Consider the following 13,327-nt stretch of genomic DNA (forward strand, 5'->3'; position numbering starts at 1 on the left):
CACAACAGAATTCCCCTCTTCCCTGGAGTACCGCCTGTCTCCTAACCGACCTGCACGTGGTTGCGCCCTCTCTTCTTCGCTTCGTACAGCGCCATATCCGCCCGGTAGAACAATGACTCTACACTGATCTTGCCATCCTCAAACCGCCATTCCGACACGCCGCAAGATACGGTAACACCCGGGGCGGTCTGCTTGGCAACCTCAGTACGGATACGCTCTGCGATCCGGTAAGCCTGCTCCGTCGTCACAGAAGGCAGATAGACAGCCAATTCTTCGCCGCCCCAGCGCGCGGCAATATCCGAATCCCGGATAACCGACCGGATAATGCCGCTGACCTGCGTTAATATTTTATCTCCGATCTGGTGGCCGTATGTATCATTGACCTGCTTGAAATGGTCAATATCCACCAGAATAAGCGCCCCAAGTTCATCCTGCCGCTGCCTGGCCTGGATTTGCTCATCAAGAAAATGCCGGGCATGAAGTCCGGTCAAATGATCTGTAATTGCCATACGGCGTACCTCGGAATGAAGGGAAGCGTTCGTAATCGCCAGTCCGATATGTGTCGCGAGAACCTGTAGCAGCTTGTAATTGTCATAGGAGAAAAAGTGCGGTCTGCGGTGTGTTAGCAATATGACGCCCAGCACTTCGGCATGGACAAGCATCGGCGTCGCGATGAGGGACTGGGAGTCGGTGAGCGTCATTAATTTGGAGGTTACTGCTGTACGCTCGGAGTAATCGGAGACAATCAGTGCTTCCTTGCTCTTTAGAATTTTCCCGCAAAAGCCATAGTCTCCCGCAAACCGTTCATGGAGCAGCTCTTGCTTATTGGTAGACAATACGATAAATTCATTCCCTGTCTTGCTATATTGCAGCATACAACAGAAATCGGCCTGAAATATTTGCAGCAGATCCGTTGTCGTAAATTCAATAACTTCCTTTAACTGGAGGGACTGATTGAGACGCTTGGTCAACTCGTTGATCAGTTGAAGCTCATTAATGAGCTGGTTGGACTGTTCATAGAGCTTCGCATTCTCAAATGCCGTTCCTGCCGTCTCGGCAAGCATCTCCATATCGGACAGCTCCGTCTCCTCCCACTCCAGCTCGTCAATCGTCAGACGGAGTACGCCGTACGTTGCCTGCTTGCCAGCCATCGGGACAGCGATCGTCACTCTGCCCTCTTCCTCTTGCCTGACAACCGGCTTTCCGCCCATAAATGCTGCTGCAGAAATATCATCCGCATTCTGCTTGAAGGTTATCAGCTGCACACGGGCATCGGTATTCGCATAATCCTGAGACAGAAGCAAGTCAGCATTGGAGTGCGGATAAAGCAGCTCAAGCGTGTCCATCATCTCCCCCAGCACGGAGGCAACATGTATCTGGTCATGCAGCCGCTTGGTAGCCTGCAGCATGGCCTCCCGGCGCGATGCCTCCTTCTCGGCCAATACCTGCTCCCGGGCAAGCCCCTGTATATATAAATACTCCAGACGGCGGTAAAGACAGGCACGATAGTGAAGCGCATAACTATGCAGGACAGCCGTGTTTTCCGCCTCATGAGCCAACTGGACGATGCCCAGTACAGCCGCGCAGCCGGAAGATCCGCCAAGCATGACAGGAACAGCACTCAGGCAGATATCATGCGAATTGCCCTCATCCTGGAGGTTTTGGCGTATCTGCTCCAACTTTCCTGACTTGCAGGCAGCAAGCACCACGGGCTCGAGGAGTTCCAGGGCCGTCCCCTGGCAGGAGACATAGCTCTCATCCTCCGGCATATTCAGGACACTGCCGTCATGTCCGTCAAACAGCATCAATATTCCATTGGGGCCAAACCCCTCAGCTTCATAGCGCCATAATTGAAAGCCCTCCTCCAAGAGGGCTGGCAATCCGGAATCCGGAAGCATATGCCCGATTCCCGGGAACGGCAGCAGGTCTTGCCCCGGCTGCTGCATGAGCATACGGGTATCACAATCATGCGGGCGTATCTCTTTCACCATACGCAGCACCCTGTTCCTTTCGTCTTTTCCTGTCTTAGAAAGCGTTACAGAGATTATGATCTAATCTCTTCAATCATACTTCATTTTCATGAAATTTGCACTAATTTAGATGGTAAATAAAGGACTTTTGATTCATCAAAATACATCAAAACACGCGTTATTTGTCGAAAAATATCGAGCTTTAAGAAACCAATGCTTTCCCTTGACATTGATCCCTAGTTTCCTATAAAATTTATAGTTGGATAAAGGGTTAACGGTTTTGTGTCACCCTCATGGCTGTTTTCACAGACAGGCCTGCGGCTGAAAAGCCTGTTTGAAGTCTATGGACTGAATCGGTCCCGCTTCTTCCCCAGGAAGAGCTGGCCGTTGAGAACAGCCGGCGAAACAGAGAGCCCCTTTTCAAACATTCCATTTGAAGAAGGAGTTTTTACGAGTATGGCACGTTATACAGGACCTAAGTTTAAATTGAGCCGCCGTCTGGGAATTTCCCTGAGCGGTACAGGAAAAGATTTGAAGCGCCCGTTCCCTCCAGGTCAGCATGGCCCGGGACAACGCAAAAAGCTGAGCGGATACGGCGTTCAATTGCAAGAGAAGCAAAAGCTTCGCCACATGTATGGCATGAACGAAAAGCAATTCCGCAATCTGTTCGACAAAGCGAACAAATTGAAAGGTATTGCCGGTGAAAACTTCATGTTCCTGCTGGAAAGCCGTCTGGACAACCTCGTGTATCGTCTGGGCTTCTCCAACTCCCGTGCAGGCGCCCGTCAATTGGTTGCTCACGGACATATTACTGTTAACGGCAAAAAACTGGACATCGCGTCCTACACCGTTTCTCTTGGTGATGTAATCGGACTGCGCGAGCGCAGCCGCAGCCTGAAAGCGATCAAAGAAGCTCTCGAAGGCCGCGTACATGTACCTAACTACCTGGAATACAACGAAGCTGCTCTGGAAGGTAAATACATCCGTTTGCCTGAGCGCGCTGAACTGTCCCAGGAAATCGATGAGAAACAAATCGTCGAGTTCTACAGCCGTTAATAGCTGCTTCCACTCAGAAGCAGAAAAAGCTCCCCAATGGGGAGCTTTTTTCATATGCGGGTTAGCTTTATACAACTGCAATACCGAAATGATAAAGAAAAGTGCGGTTATGTCTTCAACCAGTCAAGCTCATTTACCCAACTGCCTATTCCCTGAGTTAAGTATTTGGCTTAAACTTTGTCTTTCGCTTCTGCTTCGTTCCCGCCCGTCTCAAATACGAATCTCTCATCTTCATCCGCTGCCGCATGAAGTGGTTGAGCACTGTAAGTGTTATTCGGAACAACTTTTCTCGTAAAGCCTTTGATTAGTTCTTCCACATCAATCCCCGACACACTCTTCAGCATTTCCGGTGCAGTAGCCATCAGTGAGGTCACATAGTTGCTTATTCTTGCTGCCCCTTCACCATTGCCCGTATCTACAACCGTCAGCTTGTCGATGCCTTTGATCGGCTCGGCAACCTTGCCTGCCAGCTCAGGTAGCATCTTCACAATAATATCGAGAACGGCTGCTTCGCCGAACTTCTCGAACGCCTCAGCCAGCTTCTCCTTAGCTTCCGCCTCGGCTATACCGCGCAGCCGGATAACCTCAGCTTCAGCCGTACCTTTGGCCCGCTCGGCATCCGCCACGGCCAGACCGTCCAGTCGCTTCTGCTCGGCAAGCGCTTTTGCTTCCGCTTCGATCTTGTACTGTAGCGCATCCGCTTCACGAAGCTTCCGCGCCTTATCCGCTTCCGCCGCCTGCTCGACAGCATAACGGTCGGCATCCGCTTTTTTCTTCACTTCCGCGTCATACTGCTTCTCGCGTCTAAGGATTTCTTTTCCTTCGAGGTCAATCTCTCTTTCTTTACGCACCAGCTCAATTTTCATCTGCTCTTCAACGACGCTTTGTTGCGCACGCGCCTCATGAATGGCGTATGCCTGATCCGCTTCCGCTTTCGCGGTGTCCTGCTCGCGTTTGAAGGAGGCAACCTTCAGTTCCTTATCCTTGGAAGCCTCAGCGATATGGGTGTCGCGCAGCAGCTCCGCTTTCTGGCCTTCCTCTTCTGCCCTGGCCTTCTGGATACGGGAATCCCGGATTGCTTCCGCTTCGGCGATCTCCGCATCGCGCTTGACGATAGCAATACGCGGTTTACCAAGCGCATCCAGATACCCGTGCTTGTCGCGGACATCCTTGATTGTGAAGGAGACAATTTGAAGTCCCATTTTCTTCAGGTCCTTCGCAGCAACACCCTGAACTTCCTGGGCAAACCGGTCGCGGTTGCGGTATACCTCTTCTACTGTCATCGAGCCGAGAATCGCCCGCAGATGACCTTCAAGAACTTCCTGCGCTTCTCCCTTGAGCGCTTCTGTAGGCTTGCCCATGAACTGCTCGGCAGCAGTGGAGACATCCTCGATCGAGCCGCCGATTTTAATAATTGCTACCCCGTCTGCCATTACCGGAACCCCTTGCTCCGTATAAACTTCAGGCGTTGATACGTCCAGCTTATGGGACAGGAGCGAGAGAAATTCGGCCTTCTGGAAGACCGGCAAAATGAATGCGCCTCCCCCGCGTACAATTTTAATTGCGCGTCCGGTCTCATCCACCAGCGTATTTTTTGAACCGAGGAAAGAACCGGTTACGACCATCGCCTCATCCGGGCTGACGGTTTTGAAACGGGCCCAAAAGGCGAGTCCGAGGACAACAATAACACCAATTACAATAGCGGGAATTACAAAAGCTTCTTGCATGAAACATTTCTCCTTTCAGCAACAACTGTGCTTGGGCAATTAAAGATCAATTTTAGAAACCAGTAACGTGCCTTCTTTTACGTCTACGACAACAACTTTGGACCCCGTCGGAATTTCCTGCCCGTCAAAGCTGGCGGCGATTTGCCCGGTCACTCCTGCAGCCCCGACGTTTACGATAACCTCACCGTAACCGGAGGAGGGAATCGGCACGAGCACCTCCCCCATTTTGCCGCCAAGCTCTTGAATGGAATATCCTGTCGAGCTCTCGCTGTTCTCCATTGGCTTGACGTACAAAAAGTAGATGGCAATCCCGAGGACAATTGCGATCAGTACGGCTAATATAATAACGGCTGCCGCACCCAGTCCCGTATAACGCTGAAGCATCAGCCCCGCGCCCCCAAAGATGGTAATTGCGCTGACGAGCGTCATCGGCTGCAGCCATGGCAGCGCATCTCCCGATAAAAAGTCGAGCGCCCCGTCCAGCGCTTCACTGATGATGTCCCCGAATATGACAGTAATCAGAGCATATAGGATGCCACCTGCAAGACAAGACCAAAAAAGAATATCCATTCGCTTCCGCCCCCCTTCCCTTATTTTTACGATTCCTGCTTCGTTATACTGATTATTACGACAAATTTGGGAATTCGTTTCAATAATATCTTCATATTTTTCCAATGACAAGGTGCTTGCGGCCGTGTTTTAGCCCGGAATGAATCCTCCTGCCTAATTTCACTATCGTCCCCAGTATAAAAGTTACCGGTAAAATAAGGGCAATATGACTAGAAAATCGGATCTAAGCCAGTCTTGCATCCGGCTGAAGCTTCACAATTTTGCGCTTGAAGGCCTATATCACAGCTTTTTTAAATAGAAATAAAAAGCCCCTGCAAGCCATGAGGCGGATTTATACCATACGCAAAAGCAGAAGTCAACGTACTGTAAAATGGCGATTTATGTTATAATAAGTGGGTGATTTTAGAGGAGGAATACATAGGAATGAAAGATGACCGTCAAAAACCAACATCCGGGCGCAGTGGCTGGCTGACCTTTGGTCTCGTCGTGTGGACCACGGTGAAATGGCTATTCATCTTCGGACTGACTGTCGGCTTATTCGCAGGCGGCGCAGTAACCGGATATGTTGCCTCGCTAGTCAAGGAAGACCCGGTTCGTCCACGGTCTGTTATTGAAGAAAAGATCAACGAAAATGTGATCACCGGCTTCGCTTACTTCAGTGACGGAACTCCGATCGGACAGCTAAGAACCGAGGAGGACCGCAGACTGGTCGAGCTGAAAGATATTCCAAAGCAAGTTATCGATGCCTTGCTTGCAGTCGAGGACAACAACTTTGAAAATCATAAAGGCGTTGATATCAACGGGCTTGGACGCGCCGTCAAGCAAAAGCTCATGAATGATGATACCCAGACCGGGGGCAGCACGCTGACACAACAGCTGGCAAGACGCGTGTTTTTAAATCTGGATGTGACCGATGCGCGTAAGATCAAGGAGATCTTTCTCTCGCTGCGAATGGAGCGCTACTTAACCAAGCCGCAAATTCTGACCGCTTATTTAAATAAAATGCCGTTCGGCAACGGGTCCAACGGATATCAGGTATTCGGGATTAAGGCGGCCTCCAAAGGTATCTTTAACGTTACCGATCTCAATCAGCTGACGATTGCCCAGTCCGCCTATCTGGCCGGACTTCCGCAGCTTCCTTCCGTCTATTCTGCCTTTAACGGTAAGGGCGAATTCAACGAGAAGGGTTTTAACCGTGCAGTCGAAAGACAGAAGCGTGTGCTGGCGCGCATGCTCGAGACCGGGCGGATAACAAACGCGCAATATCAGGAAGCGCTGCAATTTGACTTGAAATCATCCCTGGCCAAACCGGCCAAAAAAGCTTACTCCACCTATCCGTATCTGATGCTGGAGACAGAGCGCAAGGCTGCCGAGGTGCTGCTGCTTCAGAACCGCAAGGATCTGACCAAAGCCGATCTTAGCAAGCCGGAAAATAGAAACCTTATTGAAGAAGCCCGGCAGCAGCTGCTCCATGGCGGATACCGGGTATACACAACAATTGACAGAAAAGCCTACAGTCTGATGAAGAACATTGCTGCAGACAAGGATAACTTTACACCGGATTCAGCGGAGAAAGGTGTCGAGCAGATTGCAGCCATGATGATTAATCATAAGACAGGTGCGATTGTTTCAATGATTGAAGGCCGCGATTTCTATCTGGAGCAAATGAACTATGCTACGCAGATGACGCGGCAGCCAGGATCGGCGATGAAGACGATTGCTGCCTATTTGCCTGCTCTTGATACGGGCAAGATTCAGCCGGGCGGCATTATCGATGATGCACCGATCGTGCTGAAAGATGGTGGCTCCAAGGGCTTCCATATTCCCAAAAATGCGAATAACCGGTATGACGGCCTCGTGACGGCGCGGGATGCGCTGAACCGTTCGCTCAATCTGCCGGCGCTCAAGCTTTTCCTGGACGATGTAACGATTCCCAAGGCTTGGGATTTTACCAAGAAGCTCGGCATTACAACGATTCAGGAAAGCGACTACCATGCTTCTACAGGAGTTATCGGCGGTCTGGCGATCGGGGTATCGGTTGAGGAATTGACCAATGCTTATGGAGCAATCCCGAACCACGGTATTTTCAATGATGCTTATATGATTGAGAAAATTACCGACTCGACCGGCAAAATTGTGTATGAGCATAAAGCGCAGCCGCAGCGCGTGTTCTCGGAGCAGACTGCATTCCTGATGACGGATATGCTCCGGACAGTTGTCAGCTCCCCTTCAGGTACAGGGCACAGGCTGACATCCTGGTTCAAAAATTACAAGTCTGTTCCGATTGCCGGTAAAACAGGCTCCACCCAAAACTATGCGGATGTATGGTTTATGGGCTTTACACCTGATGTTACACTCGGTGTTTGGGCAGGTTATGAGAAACAGGTTCACGTGTTGACCAAAGGCGGACGCGAGCGGGCGCGCACCATCTGGGCCAAAATTATGAATGATGTCACCGATGCGAAGCCCGAGTGGTTCACAAGCGACAAGTTTGAACAGCCGGAGGGTATTGTAAAAGCAACTGTATCAGGGTTGAGCGGCAAGAAGCCGACCCAGCTGACCAATTCCACCGGCAAGCTCGTGACCGACTGGTTCAATAAGGAATTCCTGCCGAAAGAAAGCGACGATGCCATCTTGTCCAAGGCGTTCATCCGCTACAACGGCGTCAATTATATTCCTCAACCGGGCACACCGAAGGATTTTGTGGAAGAGAAGACCGTAGTTGTCCGCAAAAAGCCGCTCGATGAGCTGATGGAGGAAATCCAGGCTGCCCAGGCAAAAATGCCGCCAAACAGCCGCAAACCGCTGAGCTACTACTTGCCGCGCGACGCAAACAATGATGCGCCGTCAAAAGTAGACCCGCGGAAGGATGACGGCAAAGCACCATCCGCTCCATCTGGGGTTACAGCTTCAATAGCTGGCGGATCCGTCAACATCTCGTTCAAGAGCAGTCCGGAGTCTGATGTCGTCGGCTATCGCCTCTACCGTTCCAATGATAATCAGAACGCTTATCAGAACACAGGAAGCGTATTGCTGAGCGGCGAAGGTACGACCTTTGTAAGCTCAATCGCTGGAGCAAGCAAATACACTTATTATGTTACAGCCGTTGATGTCAGCGGCAAAGAATCTGCACCAAGCACAATTGTATCGTCAAACGGACATATCCCGAATGGCGGCCTCCCAGAGGGTCCAGGCCAGCCGACGAATAATCCAGGCGATAACTCTCCGGTTGACGGACCGAATGACGGACCTGGTACTGCAACACCGCCTCACAATAATACGGATTCAGGGCAGCAGCCTGACAATCAGGCTGCGAATAAGAAATCGCCTTCCGTTCCGAGCGGTCTCCAGGTTGAAGCGACTGATCTGGGCTTCCGTGTGACATGGAATGCCAACCCGTCTTCGGATCGTGTAACAAAATATAATGTGTACTATAGCGAGCACGGCAAAAGCAAATTCACAAAAATCGGCTCAACAGACCAAACCCGATTTGAATATGTCTCCCCTGCCAGCTCAGGTTCATTCCGGATTACAGCTGCCAATGATCATGGTGAATCCGGCACCTCGGGTACAGTAAAGCTTAATTAGCCGTCCGAGTGGACAGCAGAACTGAATATGTCATGAAAGACCCAAAAAAGCTCCCCGGAATATGAATTCCGGGGAGCTTTTTGTTGGGCTTTTGTATACAACCCGATCGTTTAGAGGAAAAAATAATTGCAGATCAGCAAAGTCACTATGCTAAGTATTAGTCCTCAATCGTGGACAAATCTCCTGTTGGCAGGTTCAGCTCCCATGCCTTCAAGACGCGGCGCATAATTTTACCGCTGCGGGTTTTAGGAAGCTTATCCTTGAATTCAATTTCCCGTGGAGCTGCATGAGCGGACAGGCCTTCCTTAACAAATTGATAGATCTCCTTCTTCAGCTCCTCTGATTCTGTGAAGCCTTCACGCAAGGAAATAAACGCTTTAATAATTTCGCCCCGCACCGGGTCCGGCTTGCCGATCACACCAGCCTCCGCTACCGCCGGATGCTCAACCAGCTTGCTCTCTACCTCGAAAGGCCCAACCCGCTCTCCAGCTGTATTGATCACATCATCGATACGGCCCTGGAACCAGAAGTAGCCGTCTTCATCCTGGTAAGCGGAGTCGCCGGATACGTACCAGCCCGGAATCCGGAAGTATTCCTCGTACTTGGACGGGTTCTTCCAAATGGTCCGCATCATGGAAGGCCATGGCGTACGGATCGCCAGATTGCCCATCCGGTAAGGAGGAAGCTTGTTGCCGCTGTCATCCAGTATTGCAGCCTCAACACCCGGCAGCGGCTTGCCCATGGAGCCTGGCTTAATTTCCATGCAAGGATAATTGCAGATCAGTTGGCCGCCTGTCTCGGTCATCCACCATGTATCATGAATCCGCTGATTGTAGGCTTTCATTCCCCAGCGGACAACCTCGGGATTAAGCGGCTCACCCACACTCAGAACATGCCGCAGGCTGCTCAAATCATAGGCACTGGTTACATCGCTCCCGGCCCCCATGAGCATGCGGAAGGCTGTTGGCGCACTATACCATACTGTAACTCCATACTTCTGAATTGTGCTGTACCAGTCTTGCGGACTGAATCTGCCGCCGCGCACGACATTCGTCACTCCGTTAAGCCACGGCGCAAAAATGCCGTAGGAGGTACCCGTAACCCAGCCTGGGTCAGCCGTACACCAGTACACATCATTCTCCTTCAAATCCAGCACAACCTGCCCGGTATGGTAGTGCTGAATCATCGCATTATGGACGTGATAGACCCCCTTCGGCTTCCCGGTCGAACCAGAAGTATAGTGGATGAGCAGCCCGTCCTCACGGTCCATCCACTCCGTCTGCGCCTCCTCCGAAGCGGCGGACATTGCATCATGATAGAAGGTAATGCCTTCACCGGCAAGCTCCGGCCCGTCCCCGACAACAATAATATGCTTCAGCGCCGGCAGCTCCGAACGCGGAATACGGCCGATAAGAGATGGCGTTGTAATAATTGCAACGGCTTCACTGTCCAGAAGACGATCCTTGACAGCGGTCTCCATGAACGCTTCAAATAAAGGTCCGACTACAGCGCCGGTCTTGAGGGCACCCAGCAAGCTAACGTACAGCTCCGGTGTGCGCGGCATAAAAATAAATACCCGGTCTCCCTTAACGATACCCAATTGGCGCAGCACGTTCGAGAAACGGTTGGAATGCCGGCTTAAATCAGCAAAAGTATACTGCTCATCGCGTGCCGCATCACTATAGTACAGGGCGATTTTATCTCCCCGCCCTTCCAGTACATGGCGGTCCACAGCTTCATGAGCCATGTTCACTTTGCCGGTCCCGCTCCAGGTGAATTGCTTCTCCACTTGTTCAAACTGAAAGCTTGAATAGGTTTCCTCGTAGCTTTTCATGTTGGGGTCCACTGCTGAAGCAGCCAAACGTTCCTGATGAAGGTTTTCCATGAATACCATCCTCTCCTGATTCCCTCTGTTTTTGTCAAAATATAAGACTTTAAACGCTATATAAGTTGACAGAATGGATGCCGAGTAAGGCCGAAGTGTGAAAGGTTCTTTCCGATCGCTGTTGTTCCCGGATTTCTGGAATGAAACGATAGAATAGAGGGGAAATCCGGGAACAAGGGCGAGCGCTTCGCTTATACGGAATCCTTTCACACTCTGGCTTTTCAACTTCTGTTTCTTTAGATCAACTTATACAATAACCAGGCTTATATTTTGTTGTGTTAACCAGCCAGTCCGGCCCAGCAACATAAGGGTGCTATCAGGCTTGAATACTGTCAGCATCGCTATGCGGGTAAACAGACCTTTATGCTTGAGATTAAAGGTTGGAATGCGCTTTCAAAATCAATGAGCACAAAAGACCGCACCCTGGGGTCCGGCAGACTGATCCACGGTGAACCAAAGAAGCCAACTATACGCGGAAATGAGCGAATCGTGCTGCCAACTAATTGGTATACATTGACTTTTTGATTATATCACAGCCTTTTCACGGCGGCTAGCATCATCCGTCTCAACAATAAATGAAAAACTTCCCATTTACTTCCTCTTCTTCACTTTACGCCGGACCTCATTTTTGATACGCTTTCAATAGCGGCTATCAGCAGGAGAGGAGCATTACGGTGGAGCATTTAAAAATCGTACATGAGGTAAGAATCCCCTTCCCGCAGGGCAGCCTCATTGTGGAGGGGCCTGTCCCGCCGGATCAGCTCAGCCACTATGAGATGCACGCTGACCTGGATGCATTCAGGAGGCCAAAGGAGCAGCATGCAGCACTTGTCGAAATTGCCGGACTGGAAGAAGGCCGGATCATTATTACGCGAGACAAGCAGACGATTGTCGGCTATGTGACGTTTCATTACCCGGATGAGATGGAGCGCTGGTCCGAGGGAGGAATGAAGGATCTGGTGGAGCTTGGCGCCATCGAGGTAGCCAATGACTACCGGGCCTATGGCATCGGCAAACAGATGATTCAGACGGCATTTGCCGGCGGGCAGCTGGAGAACATGATTGTGTTCGCAACCGAGTATTACTGGCACTGGGATTTGGACGGGAGCGGCCTGAATGTATGGGAATACCGCTCCATGATGGAGAAACTGATGAAATCGGTCGACATGGTCTGGTTTGCGACGGATGACCCGGAAATTTGCTCACATCCTGCCAATTGTCTGATGGTAAGGGTGGGCTCTAAAGTTCCGCTGGCGTCAATTGAGCAATTTGACCGCGTCCGTTTCAAGCAGCGTTTTATGTATTAAGGACGCTATCGGGTTAACTGATCAAGGGGGGTTATCTTCAACATGCCTGCTAATGCAGTTCTTGTCCATCATCCGGAAGCACTGCAATATCATTTTTATGAGGAGCATCCATTTAATCCGCTGCGGCTGACACTAGCACTGGATTTGCTTGAAAAGTGCGGGGCACTTGACGAACAGCAAATTGTCAGGCCAGCTCTCGCCGCGGGGATGGAGGAGCTGCTCAGAGTGCACAGGAAGGATTACGTAGACGTGATTTCCAACCTGAGCGCAAACCCTCCTGCCGAGCATTGGATTGCCCAGGCCGGACAATACGGGCTTGATTTTGAAGACACACCCTACTTCCCCGGCATGCATCAGGTGTCCTCACTCATCGCCGGCGGCTCGCTCTATGCAGCAGAAGCCGTCATGTCCGGCCAGGCACTTCATGCATTCCACATGGCCGGCGGGCTGCATCATGCTTTTCCCGAGCGAGGGGCCGGCTTCTGCATCTACAATGATACAGCGGTGGCAATCGCCCATCTGAAGGAAAAGTATAAGGCGCGCGTGCTTTACATTGATACGGATGTGCACCACGGTGACGGTGTGCAATGGATCTTTTATAATGACCCGGAGGTATGCACCTACTCCATTCATGAGACCGGCAAGTTTCTCTTCCCCGGTACAGGCTTTGTCTATGAGAAAGGCGACGGCGACGGCTTCGGCACATGCTTTAATGTACCGATGGAGCCCTATACAGAGGATGAATCCTGGATGGAATCATTCACGCATACGATTGAGAAAGTAACCGCTGCCTTCAAGCCGGATATTATTATCAGCCAGCATGGCTGTGATGCGCATGCCTTCGATCCCTTATCTCATATTCATTGCAGCATGAGCATCTACCGTGATATGCCTGCGCTTATCCATCGGCTGGCGCACCAATATACAAACGGACGCTGGATGGCTGTCGGCGGCGGCGGTTACGACATCTGGCGGGTCGTTCCAAGAGCGTGGGCGCTTGTCTGGCTAGAGATGTCCGGCCACCCGCTTGCGGCTTCTATCGGGCCTCATAGCAGGCTCCCCGAAGATTGGGTCCGGCACTGGTCCGCCCATTATGAGGAAGGACTGCCCGAGACGTGGCTGGACGATACGAGCCCGTGGCCTCCAATGCCAAGACGCGCAGAAATTACGCAAAAAAACAAGGAAATTGCCCAAATTGCCATTCAGGACTTATAATCATGGATC

General features: G+C 51.1%; 8 protein-coding genes. 4 read left to right on the plus strand and 4 right to left on the minus strand.

The window, feature by feature from the left end; genetic code table 11:
* Positions 1 to 41 precede the first annotated feature (41 nt).
* Positions 42 to 1,991, minus strand: a complete 1,950-nt coding sequence (locus H583_RS0117045; protein WP_051236551.1) for a sensor domain-containing diguanylate cyclase — start codon at positions 1,989 to 1,991, stop codon at positions 42 to 44.
* Positions 1,992 to 2,426: 435 nt separating this feature from the next.
* Here H583_RS0117045 and rpsD point away from each other — a divergent pair, with 435 nt between their 5' ends.
* The gene (gene rpsD / locus H583_RS0117050; protein WP_028561527.1) at positions 2,427 to 3,026 is read left to right on the plus strand and encodes a 30S ribosomal protein S4; all 600 of its coding nucleotides are present in this window, start codon (positions 2,427 to 2,429) and stop codon (positions 3,024 to 3,026) included.
* Between the two features lie 170 nt (positions 3,027 to 3,196).
* Here the strand turns inward: rpsD and H583_RS33265 are convergent, their stop codons facing one another.
* A complete protein-coding gene (locus H583_RS33265) occupies positions 3,197 to 4,753 on the minus strand; it encodes a flotillin lipid rafts scaffold protein FloT (RefSeq protein WP_051236554.1) in 1,557 nt (518 codons plus the stop codon).
* 39 nt (positions 4,754 to 4,792) lie between these two features.
* Complete coding sequence (locus H583_RS0117060) at positions 4,793 to 5,323, minus strand: NfeD family protein (protein ID WP_028561528.1); 531 nt, start codon at positions 5,321 to 5,323, stop codon at positions 4,793 to 4,795.
* Positions 5,324 to 5,746: 423 nt separating this feature from the next.
* Between H583_RS0117060 and H583_RS0117065 the strand changes: the two genes are divergently transcribed.
* On the plus strand, positions 5,747 to 8,911 hold the full coding sequence (locus H583_RS0117065) for a transglycosylase domain-containing protein (protein ID WP_036709876.1): 3,165 nt from the start codon (positions 5,747 to 5,749) through the stop codon (positions 8,909 to 8,911).
* Positions 8,912 to 9,068: 157 nt separating this feature from the next.
* Here H583_RS0117065 and acsA read toward each other — a convergent pair whose 3' ends face one another.
* Entirely contained in the window at positions 9,069 to 10,796 is a 1,728-nt protein-coding gene (gene acsA / locus H583_RS0117070) for an acetate--CoA ligase (RefSeq protein ID WP_028561530.1), read from the minus strand.
* 674 nt (positions 10,797 to 11,470) lie between these two features.
* On the opposite strand from acsA, the gene H583_RS0117075 reads away from it, so the two are divergent.
* Positions 11,471 to 12,103 carry a GNAT family N-acetyltransferase gene (locus H583_RS0117075; RefSeq protein ID WP_028561531.1) on the plus strand — a complete coding sequence of 211 codons (633 nt, stop codon included), beginning with the start codon at positions 11,471 to 11,473 and terminating at the stop codon, positions 12,101 to 12,103.
* 42 nt (positions 12,104 to 12,145) lie between these two features.
* The gene (locus H583_RS0117080; protein WP_028561532.1) at positions 12,146 to 13,318 is read left to right on the plus strand and encodes an acetoin utilization protein AcuC; all 1,173 of its coding nucleotides are present in this window, start codon (positions 12,146 to 12,148) and stop codon (positions 13,316 to 13,318) included.
* The last annotated feature ends 9 nt before the right edge of the window (positions 13,319 to 13,327 follow it).

The organism is Paenibacillus pinihumi DSM 23905 = JCM 16419 (assembly GCF_000422505.1).
GTDB classification, from domain to species: Bacteria; Bacillota; Bacilli; order Paenibacillales; family Paenibacillaceae; genus Paenibacillus_D; species Paenibacillus_D pinihumi.

Bases quoted from the DNA above. Each gene is read 5' to 3' on its own strand.
- acsA (WP_028561530.1), bottom strand. From the start codon at position 10,796: ATGGAAAACCTTCATCAGGAACGTTTGGCTGCTTCAGCAGTGGACCCC.
- H583_RS0117080 (WP_028561532.1), top strand. From the start codon at position 12,146: ATGCCTGCTAATGCAGTTCTTGTCCATCATCCGGAAGCACTGCAATAT.
- H583_RS0117065 (WP_036709876.1), top strand. From the start codon at position 5,747: ATGAAAGATGACCGTCAAAAACCAACATCCGGGCGCAGTGGCTGGCTG.
- H583_RS33265 (WP_051236554.1), bottom strand. From the start codon at position 4,753: ATGCAAGAAGCTTTTGTAATTCCCGCTATTGTAATTGGTGTTATTGTT.
- H583_RS0117060 (WP_028561528.1), bottom strand. From the start codon at position 5,323: ATGGATATTCTTTTTTGGTCTTGTCTTGCAGGTGGCATCCTATATGCT.
- rpsD (WP_028561527.1), top strand. From the start codon at position 2,427: ATGGCACGTTATACAGGACCTAAGTTTAAATTGAGCCGCCGTCTGGGA.
- H583_RS0117045 (WP_051236551.1), bottom strand. From the start codon at position 1,991: ATGGTGAAAGAGATACGCCCGCATGATTGTGATACCCGTATGCTCATG.